At 52.9% G+C, this 22,516-nt stretch carries 24 protein-coding genes; 13 read left to right on the top strand and 11 right to left on the bottom strand.

From position 1 onward, the window contains the following. Window positions 1-31: 31 nt before the first annotated feature. From RJ38_RS10805 to rnhA, 4 genes are all read left to right on the top strand, one after another. Window positions 32-601, top strand: coding sequence for a LabA-like NYN domain-containing protein (locus RJ38_RS10805; protein WP_039018803.1), 570 nt, complete (start codon window positions 32-34; stop codon window positions 599-601). A gap of 144 nt (window positions 602-745) precedes the next feature. Further along, complete coding sequence (ispH, locus tag RJ38_RS10800; protein WP_039018802.1) at window positions 746-1,699, top strand: 4-hydroxy-3-methylbut-2-enyl diphosphate reductase; 954 nt, start codon at window positions 746-748, stop codon at window positions 1,697-1,699. Window positions 1,700-1,771: 72 nt separating this feature from the next. Further along, entirely contained in the window at window positions 1,772-2,374 is a 603-nt protein-coding gene (locus tag RJ38_RS10795) for a class I SAM-dependent DNA methyltransferase (RefSeq protein WP_039018801.1), read from the top strand. Further along, the gene (gene rnhA / locus RJ38_RS10790; RefSeq protein ID WP_039018800.1) at window positions 2,367-2,825 is read left to right on the top strand and encodes a ribonuclease HI; all 459 of its coding nucleotides are present in this window, start codon (window positions 2,367-2,369) and stop codon (window positions 2,823-2,825) included. The genes RJ38_RS10795 and rnhA overlap by 8 nt, the downstream gene beginning before the upstream one ends. Before the next feature lie 44 nt (window positions 2,826-2,869). On the opposite strand, the gene RJ38_RS10785 is transcribed toward rnhA, so the two are convergent. Genes RJ38_RS10785 through def (RJ38_RS10760) form a run of 6 tightly spaced genes read right to left on the bottom strand, consistent with a single transcriptional unit; the run spans window position 2,870 to window position 5,762 of the window. Then, window positions 2,870-3,112 carry a GlsB/YeaQ/YmgE family stress response membrane protein gene (locus RJ38_RS10785; RefSeq protein WP_039018799.1) on the bottom strand — a complete coding sequence of 81 codons (243 nt, stop codon included), beginning with the start codon at window positions 3,110-3,112 and terminating at the stop codon, window positions 2,870-2,872. Then, complete coding sequence (locus RJ38_RS10780; protein WP_039018798.1) at window positions 3,112-3,348, bottom strand: hypothetical protein; 237 nt, start codon at window positions 3,346-3,348, stop codon at window positions 3,112-3,114. Before RJ38_RS10780 ends, RJ38_RS10785 begins: the two co-directional genes overlap by 1 nt. 10 nt (window positions 3,349-3,358) lie before the next feature. Continuing rightward, entirely contained in the window at window positions 3,359-4,264 is a 906-nt protein-coding gene (fmt, locus tag RJ38_RS10775) for a methionyl-tRNA formyltransferase (RefSeq protein WP_039018797.1), read from the bottom strand. Continuing rightward, window positions 4,264-4,779: a peptide deformylase gene (def, locus tag RJ38_RS10770; RefSeq protein ID WP_039018796.1), complete on the bottom strand. Its 516-nt coding sequence runs from the start codon at window positions 4,777-4,779 to the stop codon at window positions 4,264-4,266. The genes fmt and def (RJ38_RS10770) overlap by 1 nt, the downstream gene beginning before the upstream one ends. Next, on the bottom strand, window positions 4,769-5,236 hold the full coding sequence (gene def / locus RJ38_RS10765; protein WP_039018795.1) for a peptide deformylase: 468 nt from the start codon (window positions 5,234-5,236) through the stop codon (window positions 4,769-4,771). The genes def (RJ38_RS10770) and def (RJ38_RS10765) overlap by 11 nt, the downstream gene beginning before the upstream one ends. Before the next feature lie 4 nt (window positions 5,237-5,240). Beyond that, a complete protein-coding gene (gene def, locus RJ38_RS10760; RefSeq protein WP_039018794.1) occupies window positions 5,241-5,762 on the bottom strand; it encodes a peptide deformylase in 522 nt (173 codons plus the stop codon). A 94-nt stretch (window positions 5,763-5,856) separates the two neighbouring features. Between def (RJ38_RS10760) and RJ38_RS10755 the strand changes: the two genes are divergently transcribed. Beyond that, window positions 5,857-7,029, top strand: coding sequence for a MalY/PatB family protein (locus RJ38_RS10755; RefSeq protein WP_039018939.1), 1,173 nt, complete (start codon window positions 5,857-5,859; stop codon window positions 7,027-7,029). Further along, window positions 7,026-7,586, top strand: coding sequence for a L,D-transpeptidase family protein (locus RJ38_RS10750; protein ID WP_039018793.1), 561 nt, complete (start codon window positions 7,026-7,028; stop codon window positions 7,584-7,586). Before RJ38_RS10755 ends, RJ38_RS10750 begins: the two co-directional genes overlap by 4 nt. Here RJ38_RS10750 and RJ38_RS10745 read toward each other — a convergent pair. After that, entirely contained in the window at window positions 7,583-7,933 is a 351-nt protein-coding gene (locus RJ38_RS10745) for a hypothetical protein (protein WP_039018792.1), read from the bottom strand. The two genes, RJ38_RS10750 and RJ38_RS10745, sit on opposite strands and share 4 nt — an antisense overlap. 203 nt (window positions 7,934-8,136) lie before the next feature. On the opposite strand from RJ38_RS10745, the gene RJ38_RS10740 reads away from it, so the two are divergent. After that, window positions 8,137-9,126, top strand: coding sequence for a glutathione S-transferase family protein (locus tag RJ38_RS10740; protein WP_039018791.1), 990 nt, complete (start codon window positions 8,137-8,139; stop codon window positions 9,124-9,126). Here the strand turns inward: RJ38_RS10740 and RJ38_RS10735 are convergent. Next, entirely contained in the window at window positions 9,108-9,470 is a 363-nt protein-coding gene (locus RJ38_RS10735; RefSeq protein ID WP_039018790.1) for a response regulator, read from the bottom strand. The two genes, RJ38_RS10740 and RJ38_RS10735, sit on opposite strands and share 19 nt — an antisense overlap. A 496-nt stretch (window positions 9,471-9,966) precedes the next feature. Here RJ38_RS10735 and cbiB point away from each other — a divergent pair, with 496 nt between their 5' ends. Together cbiB and RJ38_RS10725 are read left to right on the top strand one after the other, a co-directional pair. Continuing rightward, window positions 9,967-10,893, top strand: coding sequence for an adenosylcobinamide-phosphate synthase CbiB (gene cbiB / locus RJ38_RS10730; protein ID WP_039018938.1), 927 nt, complete (start codon window positions 9,967-9,969; stop codon window positions 10,891-10,893). Window positions 10,894-10,973: 80 nt separating this feature from the next. Further along, window positions 10,974-12,161, top strand: a complete 1,188-nt coding sequence (locus tag RJ38_RS10725) for a lytic murein transglycosylase (protein WP_238321678.1) — start codon at window positions 10,974-10,976, stop codon at window positions 12,159-12,161. 139 nt (window positions 12,162-12,300) lie between these two features. Here the strand turns inward: RJ38_RS10725 and RJ38_RS10720 are convergent, their stop codons facing one another. Beyond that, window positions 12,301-15,756, bottom strand: a complete 3,456-nt coding sequence (locus RJ38_RS10720) for a chromosome segregation SMC family protein (protein WP_039018788.1) — start codon at window positions 15,754-15,756, stop codon at window positions 12,301-12,303. A gap of 212 nt (window positions 15,757-15,968) precedes the next feature. On the opposite strand from RJ38_RS10720, the gene RJ38_RS10715 reads away from it, so the two are divergent. Beyond that, entirely contained in the window at window positions 15,969-16,421 is a 453-nt protein-coding gene (locus RJ38_RS10715) for a GNAT family N-acetyltransferase (protein WP_039018787.1), read from the top strand. Between the two features lie 641 nt (window positions 16,422-17,062). Beyond that, on the top strand, window positions 17,063-17,602 hold the full coding sequence (locus RJ38_RS10705; RefSeq protein ID WP_039018785.1) for an NADPH-dependent FMN reductase: 540 nt from the start codon (window positions 17,063-17,065) through the stop codon (window positions 17,600-17,602). Between the two features lie 60 nt (window positions 17,603-17,662). Here the strand turns inward: RJ38_RS10705 and RJ38_RS10700 are convergent, their stop codons facing one another. Beyond that, the gene (locus RJ38_RS10700) at window positions 17,663-18,712 is read right to left on the bottom strand and encodes an NAD(P)/FAD-dependent oxidoreductase (protein ID WP_039018784.1); all 1,050 of its coding nucleotides are present in this window, start codon (window positions 18,710-18,712) and stop codon (window positions 17,663-17,665) included. A gap of 60 nt (window positions 18,713-18,772) precedes the next feature. Between RJ38_RS10700 and mnmC2 the strand changes: the two genes are divergently transcribed. After that, window positions 18,773-19,456 (top strand): tRNA (5-methylaminomethyl-2-thiouridine)(34)-methyltransferase MnmC2, encoded by a 684-nt coding sequence (gene mnmC2 / locus RJ38_RS10695; protein ID WP_039018783.1) that lies wholly within the window; start codon window positions 18,773-18,775, stop codon window positions 19,454-19,456. Beyond that, window positions 19,453-20,331, top strand: a complete 879-nt coding sequence (locus RJ38_RS10690; protein WP_039018782.1) for a DMT family transporter — start codon at window positions 19,453-19,455, stop codon at window positions 20,329-20,331. Before mnmC2 ends, RJ38_RS10690 begins: the two co-directional genes overlap by 4 nt. 102 nt (window positions 20,332-20,433) lie before the next feature. Here the strand turns inward: RJ38_RS10690 and RJ38_RS10685 are convergent, their stop codons facing one another. After that, complete coding sequence (locus RJ38_RS10685) at window positions 20,434-22,392, bottom strand: lytic transglycosylase domain-containing protein (protein WP_156121824.1); 1,959 nt, start codon at window positions 22,390-22,392, stop codon at window positions 20,434-20,436. Window positions 22,393-22,516: the final 124 nt, after the last annotated feature.

Below are 22,516 nucleotides of genomic sequence, written 5' to 3'. Positions count from 1 at the left end.
GACGAAACGATAAAATACCGAAAGGGATTTCATGTTTTATAAAGACGAACGGCTGGCGCTGTTCATTGATGGCTCTAACCTATACGCTGCTGCAAAGTCACTGGGTTTTGACATCGACTACAAATTGTTGCGACATGAGTTCATGCGCCGCGGTCGAATGCTGCGGGCGTTTTACTATACTGCACTTTTGGAAAATGACGAATATTCCCCGATCCGACCTCTGGTCGACTGGTTGAACTATAATGGGTTCACAATGGTCACCAAGCCGGCACGAGAATATACAGATTCCATGGGTCGCCGTAAGGTAAAGGGCAATATGGACATTGAACTTGCCGTAGATGCCATGGAGCTCGCGCCCCATGTCGATCACATTGTGTTGTTCTCTGGGGATGGAGACTTCAGACCGCTGATCGAAAGCATTCAACGCAAGGGCGTTCGCGTATCTGTTGTTTCAACAATTCGCTCGCAACCTCCAATGATTTCAGATGAACTTCGTCGCCAGGCGGATAACTTCATTGAATTGCAGGATCTTAAAGATGTGATCGGGCGGCCTCCGCGCGAACATTTCGACCCTGCGGTTCCTGAAACTGCAGACGAGTAAGCACAGCTTTTAACAAGTGTGATCGCGGCAGACCACGGCGTCGCGATCACACACTTCCCATTTACGCGCCCCCTATCTGGGCGCTAGGTCTGGACCTTCACCACCTCTGCGCCTAAACCATGTGGGCAATTACAGGATGGCGACATGACCAATCTTTCCCCTCTGACAATTTATCTTGCAGCGCCTCGCGGCTTTTGCGCCGGCGTCGTTCGCGCCATTCGCGTCGTGGAAATGGCAATCGAGAAGTGGGGCGCGCCCGTCTATGTGCGTCACGAGATCGTGCATAATAAATTCGTGGTGGATGGGTTGAAGGCCAAAGGCGCGGTTTTCGTAGAAGAACTTACAGATTGCCCCGATGACCGTCCTGTTATTTTCTCCGCTCATGGTGTGCCCAAATCTGTACCCGAGGCCGCAACAGCGCGTCAAATGATCTGGGTGGATGCGACTTGCCCGCTCGTGTCAAAAGTTCACATCGAGGCTGAGCGCCATTCAGAAAACGGTTTGCAGATGGTGATGATCGGGCACGATGGGCACCCGGAAACCATTGGCACCATGGGCCAACTGCCGAAAGGCGAAGTTCTACTGGTTGAAACACCAGCCGATGTCGCAAAACTCGACGTGCGCGATCCAGAACAATTGGCCTACATCACCCAAACAACCCTGTCGATTGATGACACAGCCGACATTGTTGCCGCGCTCCAATCTCGCTTTCCGTTGATCAAGGGACCACACAAAGAAGACATCTGCTATGCAACAACCAACCGCCAGCACGCGGTCAAAGCCATGGCACCAAAGGTTGACGCAATCCTGGTGATTGGCGCGCCAAATTCTTCAAACTCGCGCCGCTTGGTAGAGGTCGGAGCCGCAGCTGGATGCAATTATTCCCAACTGGTGGAACGCGCGACAAACATCGACTGGCGTGCCCTTGACGGTATTAAATCTGTCGGCCTTACCGCCGGTGCCTCGGCCCCAGAGGTCTTGATGGACGAAGTGATCGAAGCGTTTAAAGCGCGTCATGATATCACCATTAAACTGATTGAAACTGCCGAAGAAAACATCGAATTTAAAGTGCCGCGCATCCTACGTCAAACTGCGTAGGAAGGGCCGTGTACCTATCCCATTTCTTCTGAACGCAGTCCCCTATGGCTTTAGTATTAGAGACCAAATAAGATGACCACAGATGCCGAAACGATCGCAGTCTACAACGCACGAAGCGAAGATTATGCCGAAACCAACAGCGGTGAAGCCAAGCTTCCCGAGTTGTTAAGCTTTATCGGTCAACTTGACCCGAAGGCCCATGTCTTGGATTTAGGTTGTGGTCCTGGGCATATGGCAAAAACCATGATGGACGCAGGCCATATCGTAGATGCGGTAGATGCGTCATCCGAAATGGTCGCGCTTGCCCAAAAATCCGGCATTCCTGCTCGTGTGGCGCGCTTTGAAGACATCGACACCCACCATGAATATGATGCGATCTGGGCCAGCTTCAGCCTGCTGCACGCCCCACGCGATCTCTTCCCCAGTCTGATTTTGCGTCTTGTCAGCGCTCTCAAACCTGGCGGTCTGTTTTACATCGGAATGAAGCTTGGTACGGGCGAACACCGTGACAAAATTGGCCGTCTCTATTCCTATTTCTCGGAAGTTGAGCTTCTGGCGCATCTTACCGATACCGGGCTTATACACCCTGAAGTCACCCGAGGCACCTCAAACGGTCTTAGCGGTGAAGAAGCCCAACACATTACAATCACTCTACGAAAGCCTGCAAATGCCTGATCTCAACGCTTGGACCGATGGTGCATGTTCTGGAAACCCCGGCCCCGGAGGGTGGGGCGTATTGCTGCGCGCAATGGACGGCGACGCCGTCATCAAGGAACGTACTTTGAAGGGGGGCGAACCCGAAACCACCAACAACCGCATGGAATTGATGGCCGCAATTTCTGCGCTTGAGATTTTGGAACGGCCATCAGAATTGACGATCACAACCGACAGTTCCTATGTGAAAGACGGTGTGACCAAATGGATTTTCGGATGGAAGAAAAACGGTTGGAAAACCGCGGCGAAAAAGCCCGTAAAGAATGAAGACCTTTGGAAGCGCCTAGACGCCGCGCAAGCCCGCCATCAAGTGATCTGGAAGTGGATCAAAGGTCACGCAGGTCATGCCGAGAACGAACGTGCGGATGAACTCGCCCGCGAAGGCATGGCCCCCTTTAAGAAGAAACGCTAGCAGTATTTAGTCAACGGGTTAAAGTGTTTGAAAAGCAATATATTTCAGCGCTTTGGCCCATATCTCTTCCAAACCCAGATCAATAGGACCGCTCCAAGAACTGCTCCGACGAAGCCTCCCAGCCAACCAGCTGCGACGGCCAAAAAGCGCAGCAAAACCCCACCAATGACGGCCCCTAACACGCCGATGGCAACTGTGGAAACAAGGTCCAACTCAAGATCCATCATGCGTGTTGCAATAAACCCTGCGGCCGTACCGACCACCAGTAAAAATATAATAAGACCCATCATTTCCTCCAATGGAAGGGGACGATTACCAACGCCCCAACTGACGACACAATTGCATTCGTACCGGGGGATGCGAAGCCAACACCAAACATGATGCGCACAAAATAGAACAAGAACGCCCCGCCGACACAAATGATGATCGACGAGAGATATCCATTCTCAGTAAATCCAGATTTTTCAGATGCATAGCCAATTATTCCGGCAATCACCACAGTTCCCATCAACACCAAAAGCATCAGATTTCCCTTACAAAATCGTCCCGATTTCAATCGGCTTACCCCGTTGAAACACATCCGCATCTTGCGCAGCTTTTCCCGCCCGTTGCAATCGGCTCAAACGAATTGCCCTCGATCCACATGCGACACGCAAGTGATCATCAAGCACCTCACCCGGCGTTCCAACACCATCTGCCAATTCACAGCCCAGCAACTTCAAGCGTTCCCCATTCAGCAAACACCAGGCCCCCGGAAAGGGTGAAAGACCGCGAATTTGACGCGAAACCTGTTCTGCAGGCTGTGACCAATCAATCTTGGATTCAGATTTATCAATTTTATGCGCATAACATACGCCATCTTCTGGCTGCGGCACTGGCGTTAGATCATCATATGTATCAACGGCTTGCACGATCAGATCTCCGCCCAATAGGGCCAATCGGTCATGCAGTTCTGCAGTTGTCTCGTCCGCGCCAATGTCCAACGCTTCACGTAAAAGCACGCCCCCTGTATCAAGCCCCGCATCCATCTGCATGATGCAAACGCCGCTTTGCGCGTCGCCAGCCATAATGGCGCGGTGAATTGGGGCAGCACCCCGCCAACGTGGCAAAAGCGATGCATGAATATTCAGACATCCCTTTGAAGGCGCGTCCAAAATATCCTGCGGCAAGATCAAACCATATGCGACAACGACCGCGATATCGGCATTCAAATCAGCGAAATCGGCAACGTCAGCGGGATCCTTAAAATTCACAGGATGACGCACAGGAAATCCCAGTTTTTCCGCGCGCGCTTGAACGGCTGTCGGGCGGTCCTTTTTTCCACGCCCAGCCGGTCGCGGCGGCTGACAATATACACAAACAATTTCATGCCCTGCGCCAACCAATGCATCCAAAGCCGAGACCGAAAAAACAGGCGAGCCCATAAAGATAACACGCATCACTTGCCCCCGGATTTCATGAATTTTTGGGCTTTCTTCACAAGCATCTGGCGCTTCACGGATTTCAAATGGTCAAAATACATTTTGCCCGCGAGATGATCGATTTGATGCTGTGCAGAGGTCGCCCAAATGCCCACAAAATCGCGATCTTCCATCTCACCATCGGCGTTCATGAAGCGTACAGTCACCGCACGAGGGCGGCTGATCACGGCAGACACGCCGGGCAAATTTGGGCTGGCTTCCTCATGTTCGCGCAACTGCGCTGAGGCATGCAAAATCTCAGGATTGGCCATCAGCACAGCTTTCCCGCGCTCGTCTGAGGCATCAACGACGGCCAAACGCTTCATGACACCAATTTGCACAGCCGCCAAACCAACACCTGGCATAGCGTCCATTGTCGCGACCATATCCGCCCAAATTTGGTGGGTTTCATCCGTGATTTCAGTCACATCTTGGGCAGTGCTGCGCAAGCGTTTGTCTGGCCAAGCCACGTAAGCAAGCGAATTACCCTGCATGGTCTTCCTTCCGATAATCGATACATAAAATCCCATTTAGGTGGTCAAGTTCATGCTGAACACAAGCCGCCGCGAACCCCGAGAAATCCCCGGTCTGCTCGGCACCCCGAAGATCCTGCCAAGCCATTTTCACAACAGACGGCCGTGTCACCCGCGTCAATTCATTGGGGATAGACAAGCACCCTTCATCCAAACTTGTTTGATCTTCAGATGTGCCCACCACCTTAGGATTCACAAACACCATCGGCGTGCGCGGCCCGTCTTTCCAAGTCGCATCCATCACAAAGATCCGCCGTGTGATGCCCACTTGTGGCGCCGCAAGGCCACGACCCGGCGCGTCATACATTGTCTGCAACATATCATAGGCCAGCGCGTCCAACATATCGTCAAACTGTGCGACCGGTTCACAGATTTGCCGTAAAACCGGGTCTGGATGTTTGACGATATTGCGGATCATACGCTCACCCTCGCGCCAGTTCGCGCTTTAACTTCTGCATCTTACGCGTGATCATCTGACGTTTCAGCGGCTTCAGATGGTCGATAAACAACACCCCGTTCAAATGGTCAATCTCATGCTGAACACATGTCGCCCAAAGACCGTCAAACTCTGCCTCACGAATTGCACCATCACGGTCCATCCAACGCACAGCAACTTCGGCAGGGCGCTCAACTTCGGCATATTGATCAGGAATCGACAGGCATCCTTCGTCATAGGTGCTGCGGCTGTCGCTTTCTTGAATAATCTCAGGGTTGAACATCACAATCGGATCGGGCTCAACGCCTTCGTCCTTGTCACAATCCAACACGATCAACCGTTGCAAAATACCAACCTGCGGCGCGGCAAGGCCAATGCCAGGCGCGTCATACATGGTTGACAGCATGTCATCGGCAAGCTTCTTCAGCTCGTCATCAATGGATGCGATGGGGGCACATGCCTTTTTCAGGCGCGGGTCGGGGTGGATCAAGATCGGGCGTATGGTCATGGGCCTGATTTAAGACATGCGCGCCCGCGTTGCAACGCCTCTTGCACCTGTGAATAAAGCCTGTACCTTGCCTTCCAACAAAAAGGAAACCACCATGAATTTCGACGAGATCATCGACCGCCGCAACACACATTCCGCCAAATGGGATGCAATGGAACCCGTCTATGGCGTGCCGCGCGATGAAGGCATCGCGATGTGGGTGGCAGACATGGATTTTCGCCCGCCACAATCTGTCCAGGATGCGCTGGAAACCATGAAGGATCAGGGCGTCTACGGCTATTATGCCGACGAGAAATCCTATAAAGATTCAATATGTTGGTGGATGAAGACCCGTCACAACTGGACGGTCGATCCAGCCGCGATCTTCACGACCCATGGCCTTGTCAACGGAACATCCATGTGTGTCGATAGCTTCACCAAGCCAGGCGATGGCGTGGTTCTATTCACCCCCGTGTATCACGCTTTTGCCCGCGTGATCGAGGCGTCTGACCGCCAAGTTGTTGAATGCCCATTGGTTGTCGAAGATGGCAAATATAAAATGGATTTCGCCGCTTATGACGCACAAATGACAGGCAATGAAACCATGTTGGTGTTCTGTTCGCCGCATAATCCGGGCGGGCGTGTTTGGTCACGGGAAGAATTGCAAGGCGTCATTGACTTCGCAAAGCGTCACGATCTGATCTTGGTTTCTGACGAAATCCACCACGATCTGGTGTTTCCGGGGGCCACCCATATTCCAATGGCGAATGTCGATGAAACCGTCGCGGAACGCCTTGTTATGATGACCGCGACGACAAAAACCTTCAACATTGCAGGCAGCCATTCTGGCAACGTCATTATCCATGATCTAGACCTGCGCGCACGTTTTCAAAAACGCATGAATGCAATGGGCATTTCCGCGAATTCTTTCGGCATCTACATGGCCGAGGCGGCATATTCCGAAGCTGGCGCTGCTTGGCTTGACGCGCTTGTTGCCTATCTCAATGAAAATCGCCGCATTCTGGATGAAGGTCTCAATGCCATCCCCGGCGTTAAATCCATGCACATGGAAGCGACCTATCTAAGCTGGGCGGATTTCTCTGGTACCGGCATGAGCAGCGACGAGTTTATCAAACGTGTTCAAGAGGATGCAAAGATTGCCGCGAACCATGGCATCACATTTGGCAAAGGTGGTGAACAGTATTTGCGCTTCAATTTCGCAACCCCACGCGCCAATATCGTCGAAGCCGTGAAGCGACTGCAGAAAGCATTTGAAGATCTTCAGTGAAGCGTTTTCTGAAAAACCTATTCTTGGCGATTATTGCAATCATCGCGATAATCGCCGGGGCTGTTTATTGGCAAATCCATTTTGCCCCGACGCCCGCCACAACACCGCCAGTTGTCGCGCCTCTTGCCCCTTTAACTGGGCAAATTGACCATATCTTGATCGAAAAATCGGCACGTCGCATGACCGTGTTTCGTGCGGGCGAGGCTTTACGCAGTTATGATATGTTTTTAGGTTTTGAACCCGTTGGTGATAAGTTCCAAGAAGGGGATGGAAAGACACCGGAAGGCATTTTCACCGTCAATCGACGCAACCCAAAAAGCGCGTTTCATCTATCGCTGGGCATTGATTACCCCCAAGCAAGCGACCGGGCGCAGGCCGCGCAAGCCGGTGTTTCGCCAGGCGGGGATATTTTCATTCACGGCCAACCGAATGATAGATTCGGCATGGCCACGATTCTTTGGGATTGGACAGCAGGTTGCATCGCCATTTCCAACGACGCCATCGAAGAACTGTGGCGCGTCACCCCAGTAGGCACCACGGTCGAGATCCGGCCTTAGGACGAACCAAGCAATGCGATTGGGGCGTTTTCATCACGCACAAAATCCAATGGTGCTTTGTCCAGCACAGCCGTGTTGCGTTTGAAATCGTATTTCATGCGACCGAATTCCGCTTCTGAAGCAACGATCAAACACTGATACAGGTGACGTCCGCCATCATATAAATCAACCAAACCACGTAAATTCGGCGCGTCCGCGGCATCTAGGGAAAACCCAGTATCCCATAATTTTAGCACTGGATAGAATTTCTCATCCACCTGTACACGCAAGCGACTGTTGCGTTTCTCGGCCTTCAGACGTGCTTGATCCAAGCCAGCCTGAACTTCATCTGAAATATACGTAGACATTTTGAACCTCTTCATCACCCGCCTTTATCATGCCCTAGACAAGGTGAAGGTCAAGTTAACCTTTTTGGCAGTTTCCGGAATTCGCAGGGATTCAGTCTTCACAGACTTCTCAAGGATGCACAGTTTCTGCGCGCCAATAGACAATGGCCTACCGCCAGAATCCGCATAAATTATGGGCTGTAAATTGGATTTAGGAACGCGAAATGGGACTTTTGGTCAACGGAAAATGGCAAGACAGCTGGTATGATACAAAATCAAATCAGGGCAGCTTCAAACGCCAAGACGCAGGATTTCGCAATTGGGTCACCAAAGACGGACGCCCCGGACCAAGTGGGCGTGGTGGTTATAAAGCGCAAAGTGGGCGATACCATCTGTATGTCTCTTATGCCTGCCCATGGGCCCACCGCGCATTGATCTTTCGCACGCTCAAAGGTCTGCAAGATCATATCGACATTTCTGTCGTTCACCCTGATATGCTGGGCGACGGTTGGACCTTTCAAAACAATTTTCCAGGGGCCACGGGCGATATTTTGCAAGGGCATGACTTCATGCGCGAGGTATACCTAGCCGACACGCCCAACGTCACAACCCGTGTCACAGTGCCTGTGTTGTGGGACAAAGAAACCAACACAATCGTGTCCAACGAAAGCTCAGAGATCATTCGTATGTTCAACAGCGCGTTTGATCACATCACAGACAACAGCTTAGATTTTTGGCCTCTCGGCAAGCGTGATCAAATCGAAGCATTCAACGACCGAATTTATGCGCAAATCAACAATGGTGTTTATCGTGCAGGATTTGCGACCACCCAAACCGCGTATGATGATGCTGTCATGACGTTGTTCGACGCGCTGGATTGGCTAGAAGAGCATCTATCCGACCATCGATACCTTCTTGGGCAAATTCAAACCGAGGCCGACTGGCGACTGTTTACAACTTTAGTGCGCTTTGACCCAGTTTATCATTTGCACTTCAAATGTAACAAAAAACGCCTCATCGATTATCCAAATCTTTGGGCATTCACCCGAGAGTTATATCAAATTCCGGGCGTCGCCGATACCGTCGCAATGGACCATATCGTGCGTCATTACCATTACAGCCACGACACGATTAACCCAACTAGGATCATTCCAATTAACCCGGATCAAGATTTCCTTGCACCCCACACGCGAGATCAGCTGTCGTTGGCGTAATAACGGACCATCTCGGTCAAATCAGACGGAGGGGTTTCACGCTGCACCACAGCCCGCACATTTGGGATATGTTGGAAGATCGATCCGTCTGAGAAAAATGATGTGTTGGTGACGAAAACCACCTGTGCATCAGGCAGACGAAAACTTGCATAATCCGCCACAGCCAACGCGCTGCCGCCCTCAAGCGCCAAATCTAAAATGATGACGGCGAAGTTTGCTGTGGTTAAGATATCAGTTGCGCTTTCTTGATCGTGAACCAAGGTAACTTCGCAATCCGCACGTTCAAGATATCTTTGCCATATTTGACCAAGCTCTTTTGATGATTCAACGATCAAAACGCGCACATTTTTCTCCAAGTTAAGCTTTGCAATCGCTAGGTGTTAACTGTTCAAGGACAGCTTTTCTACCTAGACAAAAGTTCAAAAGCGCTTCAAAAACCCATCCGTTTTTCCTCGCCTCTTATTTTTGGTGATTTTTCATTTTTTGGGTAGGGGAAAAGAAATCTTGTCAGCTCATTTTCGCCTGGTTTGCAATTTGAAACGGTATTTATATGCAAATCTGCGAATCCCGCCTCCAAATTCACAACATGCTATGTTTTGTTGCTGAGACATTCGCCTCGATACTGGGACAGGCTGATTCAATTTGTCACATCTGACAATCCGCGTGGCGCAATATAAAATTTCGAAGCGAATCATCTAATCGGCACAAAACCGCAGCCAAGGTCATCAAATGATTATGCGGTTTCGTTTTATTGCAGACCGCCTTAGAAATGCGTTGCGAAACAGGATCGACATAACCTTCCACCTGATCGCCCAAATTCAATATGATGGAACCACCCGTATGATACCTGTCTTTGCTTTGCTACTCGATGCCCTCATCGGTGATCCAAAATCCCTTTGGTCCAAAATTCCGCATCCCGCCGTGATGATGGGAAAGCTGATCGATTGGGCAGACCAACGGTTCAATGACGACGATGACGATGAGGCAACACGCAAGGTGAATGGCATTCTCGTCTGTCTAGGTCTGGTCGCAAGCATGTTCGCCCTTGCGCTGATCATATGCAGCCTCCCTCTCGGTTGGTATATTTCGGTTTTTGTCGGCGCGTTTCTTTTGGCGCAGCGCAGCCTTATTCAACATGTCCAGGCGGTCGCTGATGCTTTACGCATGTCCACCGCAGACGCGCGCATCATGGTCGGGCGCATCGTCGGGCGTGATACAAATGGCATGTCCCGTGAAGGTGTTGCACGCAGCGCAATTGAAAGCGCCGCTGAAAACTTTTCGGACGGCTTGGTCGCGCCGCTTTTCTGGTTTGTCGTTGCAGGTCTGCCTGGGCTTTTGATCTATAAGATCGTCAATACGGCGGATTCCATGATCGGCTATCGCACCCCACGCCACAACAGTTTTGGTTGGGCCTGTGCACGTCTCGATGATGTTTTGAACTGGATCCCTGCGCGTTTGACTGCACTGATCATCCTATTGGCCGCACGTGTCACCGCGAAATTCACCGACATTCGTACAGATGCTATAAAACACCGATCCCCCAATGCAGGCTGGCCGGAAGCCGCAATGGCCCGTGCACTTGGTGTCGCATTGGCAGGCCCACGGTCTTATGAGGGCGAGATGCGTGACTTCCCTTGGGTGAATGAACAAGGCCGACAAAACGCGAATGAGGCAGACATCGAAGCGGCCTGCCTTGTCTTGTGGAAAAGCTGGGCAATCGTCCTTGCCGGCGCGCTGGTTGTGGCGATGATCCGCGCAATTTGCTAGGCAATCCCATCTGATCCTGCGCACGCGTTGCCACAAGGCAGCGCGCGATCTATCTTGGCCAAAATATTCAGGAGCACATGATGCGAGTTTCTTCTTTTTTTGCAGGCGCCGCCCTGCTAATTTCCACCGCCTTTGTTCAGCCTGTTTTGGCACAAAGCTGCGGCGGTGGGTTTAATAATTTTGTCAGCGGTCTCAAACGCGAAGCGCGTAACAGCGGTCACGATCGAGTCACCGTTGATCGTTTTTTTGCCAACGTCCGCCAAGATCCGGCCACACTACGCGCTGACCGCTCACAAGGGGTCTTTCAAAAAGACTTCCTAGATTTTTCTCAACGGCTGATTTCGCAAGGGCGCATCGACAACGGCCGCCGCAACGCCCAGCGTTATGATGCAGTCTTCGACCGGATGGAACGCGAATACGGCGTATCGCGTGGCGTTCTTCTTGCTTTCTGGGCGTTTGAAACCGATTTCGGCGCAGTCCAAGGTGACTTCAACACATTAAATTCTTTGGTGACTTTGGCTCATGATTGCCGCCGCCCTGAATTGTTCCGCCCTCAGGTTTTCGCAGCACTTGAACTTTATGAAACCGGAAATTTTGATCCACAACGCACCAAGGGTGCCTGGGCCGGTGAAATCGGCATGGTTCAGATGCTGCCTGAAGACATCATTCGCAATGGTATTGATGGTGACGGCGACGGCCAAGTCAGCCTGAAAACATCTGCCCCGGATGCCTTGCTGTCCGGCGCAAACATGCTGCGCAGCCTTGGCTGGCGCGCGGGCGAACCATGGTTGCAAGAAATCATAGTTCCATCCGATTTGGATTGGGCCAAAACTGGCCTGAACCACACATTTTCCGTGCGCGATTGGGCGCGCATGGGGGTACAGCCCCGCGAAGGCAATCTGGGCGCGACTAACTTGCAAGCCTCTGTTTTGCTACCCATGGGACGCAACGGCCCTGCCTTCCTCGCCTACCCAAATTTTCACGTTTATTTTGAGTGGAACAAAAGCTTTGTTTACGTGACCACCGCGGCCTATTTCGCCAACCGCCTGGAAGGTGCCACCCGTTACAATGCAGGCAATCCAACACGCGCCCTATCAGGAAATCAGATGGAAAACCTACAACGCGCGTTGCAAAACCGAGGCCATGATGTGGGCGGTGTCGACGGTATTTTGGGTGCCAAGACCCGCGCGGCCGTCCAAGCGGAACAGATCCGCCTTGGCTTACCAGCAGACGCTTGGCCGACTGTGGATCTGTTAAACCGTCTGTAAGTTTCGATGAAATCAAGAAGGGGGGCGAACTGGAAAACGTTCGCCCTTTTGCGTTATAAGAACCAAACGACCACCATTTTGCACCATCAGATCGCAGCGCTCAAAGCATGCAATCGGCCAGTCACATTCAAGTGAAGCGCTAAGCCACCAGTGTCGTCGCCTTTTTTAGATCAACAGAAACCAGTTGGCTGACCCCTTGTTCCGCCATGGTCACCCCAAATAAGCGATCCATCCGGGCCATGGTGACCGCGTGGTGAGTGATGATCAGAAAACGTGTCTTCGTGCGTCGACACATCTCATCCAAGAGATCACAAAAGCGCGTCACATTGGCGTCATCCAAAGGTGCGTCGACCTCGTCCAAGACGCAAATGGGCGCGGGGTTCACCAGAAACACCGCAAATATCAATGCCATAGCGGTTAGGGTTTGTTCGCCCCCCGACAGCAACGAAAGGGTCGACAGTTTCTTCCCAGGAGGCTGACACATGATCTCAAGTCCAGCTTCAAGCGGATCGTCGCTTTCCACCAATACAAGCTTCGCTTCGCCGCCGCCAAACAGATGGGTGAATAAAACCGAGAAATTCGAATTCACTTGATCAAACGCCTTCAAAAGGCGTTCGCGCCCTTCTTTGTTCAAGCTCGCAATACCAGACCGCAGGGCCTTAATCGCATCTTCAAGGTCGGTCTTTTCCGCCACCAGCGTAACGTGTTCCTCGCGCACTTCTTTACTGTCTTCTTCCGCACGCAAATTGACAGCACCCAATGCCTCTCGTTGACGCTTCAAACGGGCAACATCAGCCTCAATTGTCTCCATGACAGGCATTCTATCTGGATCAATATCCAATGTTTCCAGCAATTCTGCCGCGGTGCATTCCTGTTCTTCATCAATGCGCTCTTCCGCATGTGCAACGGCCTCGCGTGCAGCTTCAGAACGCGCTTCACCTCTGGCACGCACTTCTCGTGCTTCCGATAATGTGCGTTCTGCTGCGCGCTCTGCTGCACTGGCATCGCGCAAAGTCGTTTCCCCTTGGGACAATTTATCAGCCGCCAAACGTCGGCGTTCTTCAGCTTCGGCAATGGCATCGGAAAGTTCATCTCGTTTGGCAGCCAATTCAGCGGGTGCTGTTGAAGCTTCCTTCAATTCGGCTTCGGATTGCAAGCGACGTTCGTCAATTTCTGATAGCTGCTGTTCTGCGGTTTGCAATCGCAACCGCCATCCCGAAATTTCCTTGGTGATTTCCTGGCGACGCCTTAAACGCGCCTCGCCTTCTCGGCGCAATTCATCATAGCTAGACCGCTTAGACATCATCGTCATCCGCGCGGCTTCAACCGTCAATTTGATATCGTCAACAGAGGCACGTGCGGCATCCAGATCCTCCAGACCCGCAACCTGTGCTTCGACTTCTTCAACCGTTCTGCGTGCGCCCAGCGCCTCTTCCTCAAAACGTTCAACGGCCAGGCCTAAGCTTTCCATTTTGCCAGCAGCGATGGACAGTTCGGCTTCGGATGAGGACATCGCGCGCGTGGCATCTGCCAAAGATCGATCCGCCAATTTGCGCGCTTCACGTGCGGCACGATCGGCTTCGGTGCGTTGTACAAGTTGACGCGTTAAGTCTTCATGCGTTTGCACGGCTGTGGCTGCGCGCTTGGTTGCGGCATTCAGTGATCGGGTCAATTCGGCAAGTCGGTTCAACTGTTGCAAGCGCATCGCGGCCGCAGAAGGCGCATCCCCCGCCGCCAAACGGAACCCGTCCCAGCGCCACAGATCCCCTTCACGACTGACCAAACGTTGTCCAGGCTTCAAGGCAGATTGCAACTTGGGGCCTGCCTCACGCGGCACAAGCCCGACTTGCCCCATACGGCGAGACAGAACGCCCGGAACCGAAACATGTAACGCCAAAGGCATTGCCCCATCGGGAAGACCCTGGTCGTCTTCATAGTCAGGCAACGCTGCCCACCCCGAGGCCACATCCGGTGCAACTTCAGGGGCTTTCAGATCATCTGCCAAAGCAGCACCTAGGGCTTGTTCATAGCCGTCAACCACTTTCACTTCGTCCAAAAGTTGCCCATGTTCACCGGTATCGCGTTCCACCAATCGCGTCAAAGCCGCGGTCTCGGCCCGCAAGGCGTTCGCCTCTCCTTCGGCTTCGGATCGCTCAGCACGCGCGTCTGATTCCAGTTCCTGCGCGGCTTCACGGGCCAAATCTGCGGTATTCAATGCAATGTCTGTTTCTTCCGCTTTGGTTTGCGCGACATCCCGTGCAACGGTGGAAACGTTTAGACAATCCTGCGCTTGTGCGCGTGCCTCCCGAGATCGAAGCACTTCCTGACGGGCCCGGTCAGCGTCACTTTCGTTCTTTAACAAAATCTTGCGTGTGTCATCCAGCAAGCGATGCGCTGATTGATGGCGGGCTGCAAGACGCGCTACATCTTCCGTTAACTGAGACAAGGCATCTTCGCGTTCCTGCAAGATCGACGCACCACCCCGGCTTTCGGCTTCGGCAATAGACAGCTTTTCCTCATAACCATCTGCGGCTTTTGACAGCTGCTCTTGCTCCCATTCCAAACGTCCGATTGTTTCCTGCGCGTCATGATTCAACCCGTTCTCGCGGGTCTTATCGCGTGTCAGTTGCTCAATGCGACTTTCCAGACGCGCAATCATTTGACGTGCATTTTTTTCCTGATCAGTCAGCGTATCACGTTGCACCTGCAAGCGTTGCAGCACTGCGGCACCAATGGCCTCTTCTTCACGTAAAGCAGGCAATTTACCTTCTTCAAGTTCGCGTTGCTTCGTTTTTTCACGCACCTGGCTGTCAGCCTTTGACGCCAAAACCGTTGCTTCACGCAATTGATTGTCCGCCAAAAGGCGCCCTTCTTCTGCCTCTTTCCAGCGGCGGAACAATAGAATTCCTTCCGCCTTCCGCAGATCAGCTCCAATCGTGCGATAACGTTCGGCTTGACGGGCCTGACGGGCCAATTGCGCAAGCTGTGCAGCCAATTGTTCAATCACATCATCGACACGCGTCAGATTGTTTTCGGCACCCTTCAACTTCAACTCGGCCTCGTGACGGCGTTGATACAAACCAGAAATGCCCGCAGCCTCTTCCAAGATCCGGCGTCGGGCCTTGGGTTTGGAATTGATCAGCTCAGAGATCTGACCTTGGCGTACCAATGCGGGCGAATGTGAACCGGTCGATGCGTCCGCAAACAACATCTGAATATCGCGCGCGCGCACATCCTTGGTGTTGGCCTTATAGGCACTGCCCGCGTCGCGCGTGATGCGGCGCGTGACCTCAAGTGTGTCTTCATCATTAAAACCCGCTGGGGCCAACCGTTCAGAGTTATCAATTTGCAAAACAACTTCGGCAAAATTGCGGGCCGGGCGTGTGGATGCGCCAGCAAAGATTACATCTTCCATACCCCCGCCACGCATCGCCGATGGTCGGTTTTCCCCCATCACCCAACGCAAAGCTTCCAACAGGTTCGACTTCCCACAGCCATTAGGCCCCACGACACCGGACAGCCCCTCTTGAATGACCAAGTCGGTCGGATCAACGAAGCTTTTAAAGCCGTTCAACTTAAGCCGTGAAAATTGCAAAATTTGCCTGTTTTGATTCTAATGGTACGCTAGCTTGTGAGACTGGTCGCATTGTGTCAACGGGGATCCCACATCCCATCTATTTCGGCGACGATACAGTGTCTTTCATTCCACAAAAGGCTGTGCAAGAATTTTAAGCACCTCAAATATTCGCGCTTGCGTCAAAGCCCCGCCAAACGCCAACCTATCGTAGTCAAGAAAAGGGAAATCAGATGTCAGTTGTCATAGAAAAAGGTGATCCTCGGGACCCCGCTGCGACCAGTCTCTTGCAGCAGAGCCATGCCCTGATGCAGGAAAAATTTCCCGCAGAGAGCAACCACTACTTGTCGATCGACGATCTATGCACGCCCGACATTCATTTTTTCGTAGCACGCGTTGACGGCGAAATCTTAGGCTGCGCGGCTTTGGCGATTAAAGCAGGCTACGCCGAGCTAAAGTCAATGTTTGTCGATCCAGCAGCCCGGGGAAACAATCTTGGAAAAAGATTGTTGGATCACATTGATGATGTCGCATGCAGCCTAGATCAAACCGTGATCCGTTTGGAAACCGGCGACACCCTGAAGGCCGCCCATAGGCTGTATGAAAATCATGGGTATGTCTATCGCGGTGCGTTTGGGAGTTACCCTGAAGACCCGATCAGCCTGTTCATGGAAAAAACTCTGTAGATCTAATCACTATCTAATCTCTGGCACAGTTCAGTTTGGCTGTGATCAGGGCGGCATCGCCGGACATGGCATTCTCACGGATAGGACAACCCGATGCCTGTTCGATAGCGATGCGCGCCCTGGGGAAAATTGTGCCGGTCCGTGCAGGGAACTCAAAATTCGTTCGCACAGCTTGTGCCACATTACCTTTCACATACACTTCGAACACTGAACCCTCTACGGTTACGCGCGTACTTGAAACGCCCATCATGCGAACACCAGGTCCGCCACATGACGCGACCAACATGACCAAAGTCAAAACCCTGCCAAACTGACCCCATCTAAGCATGCTTTTTCCGAACGTTACCTGTACATATTTAGGATAATCCATCGTGGGTTAACAATTCGTCAATTTCAACAAGAACACGATAAACAGTAAGTTCATAGAAACTTTGTGAATGACAAAACACCCAGCGCCTTATTTCCAAATCACAAACAGATCGTAATATTTATCGACATATGACACACATGGAACGCGCAACTTTCTTCCTATTTCTCGCCCTTCCTTCCATTACATTCGCTCAAGCTTATAATGAAATGGTTTACCTAGGTGCGACGACCCGCCATGTTCAGGCATGTAATACAAATCGGGGTAAATCATCATGACTGACTTTTCACTTCTTGGCATTTCCGGAGCACTGCGCGCCGAATCTCTCAATCGCAAACTGATCCGGGAAGCGGGCCGCCTGTCAGGGGCTGTTTTCACCGAAGCCAATCTGAACGTACCGCTCTACGATGGCGACGATGAGGAAAACGAAGGCATTCCAACCAGTGTGCAAACCCTGTCTGATCAAATTGCTGCGGCAGATGCTGTTGTCATCTCGACCCCTGAATATAATCAAGCGCTTTCGGGAGTACTGAAAAACGCACTGGATTGGGTCAGCCGCACCGAAGGCAATCCCTGGCAAGACAAACCCGTTGCCATCCTGTGCGCAGCGGCAGGTCGAACGGGTGGCGCACGCGCAACTTACAGCCTTCGCCTCGCCATGACGCCATTTCAACCCCATCTACTGACCGGACCCGAGGTTGGGATCGCCAGTGCATTTTCAGAATTTGACGAGCAAGGTCAATTGACCAACCCACGTTATGTCAAAGCGCTGTCTGGGCTGATGGATGGATTGAAGGCAAGTGCCGCGCGCTAAATCCATCCGTATGGCCGGGGCTATCCCGGCCGCCAAGCAACAAATTACTGGCTGGCTCCGCTACAGGCTAGCCTCGACCCGAAAATCATCTGGAATTGTATCAATACCATCCAAGATCAAGTCCGCCATAATCGTTGCAACTTTTGGCGCCATGCCAAAGCCGATCTTGAAGCCACCGTTGCTGATGAATACGTCTTTTGTATCTGGCACGGGGCCAATCATCGGCGCCCGTGTTTTCGCACGCGGGCGCACACCGGCCCAACGATCCACCACTTCTGCGCCTTGCAAAACGGGCACCACTTGCATGGCTTTTTCAATCACAGCATCTAGTTGTTCATCCACGACGTCCGGTGTGTCGTAATAACGTTCACTGGTTGATCCAACAGCAACGGTCCCATTGGAATGCGGCACCACATGCACGCCTTCGGCAAACAGTTGTGGCGCGTTGCCTGCGTCATACTTCAGCAAGGCACCCTGCCCTTTCACGCCATTTCCGACTTCTCGGCCCATGGCTTCGGAAAACTCTAACAGGCCTTCATACCCCGTGGCGTAAACGATTTTGCCTTCCAAATCTGGTGGTGTATTTCCGGTCAGGATCTGTCCGCCTTCAGATTCAATGGCTGCCACCAAAGCAGCGCATGCCAGACGGGGGTTCAATCGCGCAGTCAGCGTGTCGTGCACAAGCCAGCCGCTTTCGCTGCGCGGTGCCCATGACCCGACTTGAGCAGCCTGAACCACATCCCAACGCGCCTTCCCTTCCCAAAGAACTTTCGCGTTTTCATGCCGCGACCGCGCCAGCAACAACCCCGCGCCATCCGCGATCGCCTGCAAACGGCCAGATCGGCTGTATCCTGGATCTTTCCCAGCAGCCCCGCCAATTTCAGTCCAGAAAGGTTCCGCCATCAAAAGGCTTTCCAATTGAAACGCTTTCTTCGGAATCCACTGTTCCGGCACATGCGGCGCAAGCGCCCCCACCAATCCACCGCTGGCCCCGGCCCCGGGGGCGCGTTTGTCCCAGATCTGCACCTTGGCACCACGTTGCAAACACGTCCAAGCCAAGGTCATCCCTGCAATGCCCGCGCCAAAGATCGTCACATCTGCCATTGCCATTTCTGCGTGCTTTCGTAATGGTGAATTCTGCACCTTCCCTGTGCACCTTTAGGAAAGCTTATGCAAGACACTCACGACCCACTTCTGGTCTGGCGCGATGATGGCGTGCCCGTTTCAGATCGCTTTGATGATCCATATTTTTCCGTGGTGAACGGGCTGGAAGAAACCCGCCACGTGTTTTTGGCAGGCAATGATCTGCCCGCCCGGTTTTGCGATGGGTTTCATGTGGCCGAACTTGGCTTTGGCACCGGGTTAAACATGTTGGCCAGCCTTCTGGCTTGGCGCGAGAATGGGCAAGTTGGCACGTTATATTTCACATCCTTTGAGGCCTTTCCCATGCAGGCCAGCGAAATGGATCAAGCCCTTGCCCATTTTCCAGAAGCCCACGCAATTGCCGCGCCTTTCCTAGAGCAATGGGCAGCAGGTGCGCGTCGGATCGAGATGCCCGGCCTCGTCGCAAACATCCATATTGGCGACGCACGCGAAACCTTACCCACATTAGATTTGCGCGCAAACGCTTGGTTTCTTGATGGTTTTTCACCCGCAAAGAACCCAGAGCTTTGGTCCGAAAATATTTTACATGAGGTCGCAAACCACACAGCCAAAGACGGCAGTTTTGCGACATACACAGCAGCAGGATTTGTGCGCCGCACATTGGACGAAGCCGGCTTTGACGTGACCCGCGCGCCCGGTTTTGGTCGCAAGCGCCACATGAGCATCGGAACATTAAGGACCGCGACATGAGTGAGAATAACACCCGTCTGGGCATCTGGCTGATGTTCGCCACGACCTTGGTTTTCGCGGTACAAGACGGGCTATCACGGCATTTGGCGGAAGAATACAACGTGTTGATGGTGGTGATGATCCGCTATTGGTTTTTCGCGGCATTCGTGATCTTTCTGGCAAAACAACAAGGCATTCTAAGCCAAGCATTGAAGACAGAACAGCTGGGCCTACAAGTGTTTCGTGGCGTGCTTCTGGCCGCAGAAATTTGCGTCACAGTGATTGCTTTTGTCTGGTTGGGCCTAATTGAATCCCACGCTGTATTTGCCTGTTACCCGCTTATTGTCGCCCTGCTTTCCGGCCCTGTCCTAGGGGAACAGGTGGGTTGGAAACGGATGGCAGCGATTGTCATTGGATTTTTTGGTATTTTGATCATTTTACAACCAAGTGGCGGCGTGTTCTCTGTTGCGGCGTTGGTCCCATTATTGGGGGCTGCAATGTTCGCGCTATACGGACTATTGACGCGTTATGCTTCGCGCAAAGACAGTGCAATGGTTAGCTTTTTCTGGACCGGGATTGCGGGATCCGCAGCCATGACATTGGTTGGCATTTGGTTCTGGAAGCCAATGGCACCCAACGATTGGGTCTGGATGATCACCCTGTGTTTCTCAGGGGTTCTGGGGCATTGGTTGTTGATCAAATGCTACGCCGTGGCCGAAGCCAGCGCCGTACAGCCCTTCGCGTATTTGCAGCTGGTCTGGGTCAGCATCATCGGCGTGACCCTGCTTGGGGAAACTCTGCGCACTAACGTGATGATCGGTGCGGTTGTGGTAGTCGGCGCAGGCGTCTTTGCCCTTTGGCGCGAAAGGGTCGCCACAAAACAGGCGACACGTTAAATAGCAAGAAAAACGGGGGCCAGCCCCCGCACCCCCGGGATATTTCTGCTGAAAAGAAAGCAAACACCCGAAGGGCAATCTGTTGCGGTGAGTGATCGAACACTAGCGAGTCCGACGGAGTTCCTCTGAAAGACGAATGGGGCTGGTCTGACCCGATAAGCGCGCCCGATAAACCACCATACTTTCCATCACACGCATCACATAGTTGCGAGTTTCACGGAAGGGGATGTGTTCGATCCAATCTATGGGATCCGTGCGTTCGCGCCTTGGATCACCATAGCGTTCCATCCAACGAATAGGCCGGGACGGTCCAGCGTTATACCCAGCGGCAACCAGTGGGTAGGCCGTACCAAATTCTTCAACCAAGCCCGCGAGATAGGTAGAGCCAAGGCGTGCGTTATATTCGGGATCTGCGGTCAGACCCTGAAGGTTATAACGAATGCCCAATTCCCCCGCGACCTGTTGCGCTGTGCGCGGCATAAGTTGCATCAAGCCGCGTGCACCCGCCCCCGAGATCACCACCGGATCGAATTCACTTTCGCGTCGGGCAATCGACAGCGCAAGTTCTGGCACCACTGGCAGACTGCCTTCCGCCAGACGGTGCAACGGGTAGTAGGCTGCATGTAGGGTCAAACCCCGTGAGGCTGCGCGCTTACCAATCATCACCGCCAAATGAGGTTCTTCCAACGCGATGGCAAGGTTTCCAAGTTGCCCAATTTCTGCGCGAGGTAGGCCTTCGGTGAGATGGGTCAGGAAACGTTCGGACAGGGACAAATCCCCCGCTTGTTGCAAAAGAAATCCAGCTTGAAACACGGTGCTTTTGAGAAAGGGTGCATTGCGCCAATTGGCGAAATCTTCGCCGCCTGTCATGCGTGCATCCATCGCAACACCCACGCGTTCCGCCGCAAGTTGGCCATAAAAACTTGTTTGATACCGCGCACCTTCCCGGTAGAATTCGGCGGCGCGAACGTCATTGCCCAATTTTTCCTGCGCACGGCCCTGCCAATATCCCGCACGACCAAGGCTGATGGGGCTGAAAACTGCACCCTTAAAACGCGCAAAATGGCTGGCGGCAGTTTCGGCGTCATTGAGTTTACGCAGCGCAATATATCCCGCAAGCCATTCCAGATCTGCAAAATTGCTGCCTGATGTCATCCCATGATTTGCCGCCAAACGATAAGCGGCGCGGTTTTTGCCGTCGCGCATCAACTGGCGGGCAATGGCGCGCTGCCAATGGCCCCAGCGGTTGGCATCCCCAGTGCCTGCATCGCTGCGTGCCTGTGAAATCGCAAGGTCAGCCGCGCTGTCATACCGGCCCTTGCGCGCGCGCCAGGTGAAGCGTTCCCAAGCAAGGCCGGGGTCATTCTGCAGGCGGGCGGGCACAGCTTCAATTAAGCCATCGACACCGTCTTCATCGCGGCGCAATCCCATGCGGGCGCGGGCCAACGCTTGCCAACCCTCAGACACCAACGGCATCATTTTCGCAATTTCCGCACGATCCGCACGCCACAGGAAATGATCCATCCGGGCATTGTGGTGATCGGCCAGAAGATTGGCATAGCGGCCAAGATAGATCTCTCGGTCTTCGTCTTTCTTCACGGCAAGTGTTTGCCACGCCAGCACAATCTGGGCACGTGAGGCATTGGGGTTGCCGGTTTCGCGCAGCGCACGGGCGTAATACAGCGCGCCATGGCCGGTCTGTGGTTTCTGATCCGCGAAATAGGCCACGACCTGACGCAGCGGGGTATTTTCATCAATGCTTGCTTCGCCCCGACGACGCATAAGTTTCAATCCAGGCCAGTCGGCATTTCGCGAAAGAAAATCGCGATACTCAGAGAAATCTCCTTCTGGAGAACGCAGGCGAAGCCACTGAACCACATCTCTACCAACCGCACCTGACCCGCGAGCAGCAGATAGCGCAGCAGACCAGTTTTTCGCAGTGGCGGCTTCCAAAGCGCGAGACAAAGCGGCAGCTTCCTGACGCGACTGAGCCTGGACCGCAGACAGCGACAGAATCGCCGCACAACACAGCGTAAAGATGAATTGAAAACCTGTTCGCACCACTATATTCCTCGTTTTGCGCAGAATCACGCTGTTTTGGGCGCAAATCTAACCGATCTCCCCCTTCCAACAAGTCACAATCCCGGATAGAGAGGCGCGGTGGCGCTGATCCGCCGCGAAATAT

Origin of the sequence: Halocynthiibacter namhaensis (assembly GCF_000812685.1) — a bacterium.
GTDB classification, from domain to species: domain Bacteria; phylum Pseudomonadota; class Alphaproteobacteria; order Rhodobacterales; family Rhodobacteraceae; genus Halocynthiibacter; species Halocynthiibacter namhaensis.
The sequence above is the reverse complement of the archived record's forward strand: the minus strand, read 5'-3'. Positions and strand labels throughout refer to the sequence as shown.

Bases quoted from the DNA above. Each gene is read 5' to 3' on its own strand.
- RJ38_RS10745 (WP_039018792.1), bottom strand. From the start codon at position 7,933: ATGTCTACGTATATTTCAGATGAAGTTCAGGCTGGCTTGGATCAAGCA.
- rnhA (WP_039018800.1), top strand. From the start codon at position 2,367: ATGCCTGATCTCAACGCTTGGACCGATGGTGCATGTTCTGGAAACCCC.
- RJ38_RS10700 (WP_039018784.1), bottom strand. From the start codon at position 18,712: ATGGCAATGGCAGATGTGACGATCTTTGGCGCGGGCATTGCAGGGATG.
- RJ38_RS10705 (WP_039018785.1), top strand. From the start codon at position 17,063: ATGACTGACTTTTCACTTCTTGGCATTTCCGGAGCACTGCGCGCCGAA.
- mnmC2 (WP_039018783.1), top strand. From the start codon at position 18,773: ATGCAAGACACTCACGACCCACTTCTGGTCTGGCGCGATGATGGCGTG.
- def (WP_039018796.1), bottom strand. From the start codon at position 4,779: ATGCAGGGTAATTCGCTTGCTTACGTGGCTTGGCCAGACAAACGCTTG.
- def (WP_039018795.1), bottom strand. From the start codon at position 5,236: ATGATCCGCAATATCGTCAAACATCCAGACCCGGTTTTACGGCAAATC.
- ispH (WP_039018802.1), top strand. From the start codon at position 746: ATGACCAATCTTTCCCCTCTGACAATTTATCTTGCAGCGCCTCGCGGC.
- RJ38_RS10785 (WP_039018799.1), bottom strand. From the start codon at position 3,112: ATGGGTCTTATTATATTTTTACTGGTGGTCGGTACGGCCGCAGGGTTT.
- fmt (WP_039018797.1), bottom strand. From the start codon at position 4,264: ATGCGTGTTATCTTTATGGGCTCGCCTGTTTTTTCGGTCTCGGCTTTG.
- RJ38_RS10805 (WP_039018803.1), top strand. From the start codon at position 32: ATGTTTTATAAAGACGAACGGCTGGCGCTGTTCATTGATGGCTCTAAC.
- RJ38_RS10740 (WP_039018791.1), top strand. From the start codon at position 8,137: ATGGGACTTTTGGTCAACGGAAAATGGCAAGACAGCTGGTATGATACA.
- RJ38_RS10795 (WP_039018801.1), top strand. From the start codon at position 1,772: ATGACCACAGATGCCGAAACGATCGCAGTCTACAACGCACGAAGCGAA.
- RJ38_RS10715 (WP_039018787.1), top strand. From the start codon at position 15,969: ATGTCAGTTGTCATAGAAAAAGGTGATCCTCGGGACCCCGCTGCGACC.
- def (WP_039018794.1), bottom strand. From the start codon at position 5,762: ATGACCATACGCCCGATCTTGATCCACCCCGACCCGCGCCTGAAAAAG.
- RJ38_RS10725 (WP_238321678.1), top strand. From the start codon at position 10,974: ATGCGAGTTTCTTCTTTTTTTGCAGGCGCCGCCCTGCTAATTTCCACC.
- RJ38_RS10780 (WP_039018798.1), bottom strand. From the start codon at position 3,348: ATGCTTTTGGTGTTGATGGGAACTGTGGTGATTGCCGGAATAATTGGC.
- RJ38_RS10690 (WP_039018782.1), top strand. From the start codon at position 19,453: ATGAGTGAGAATAACACCCGTCTGGGCATCTGGCTGATGTTCGCCACG.
- RJ38_RS10755 (WP_039018939.1), top strand. From the start codon at position 5,857: ATGAATTTCGACGAGATCATCGACCGCCGCAACACACATTCCGCCAAA.
- cbiB (WP_039018938.1), top strand. From the start codon at position 9,967: ATGATACCTGTCTTTGCTTTGCTACTCGATGCCCTCATCGGTGATCCA.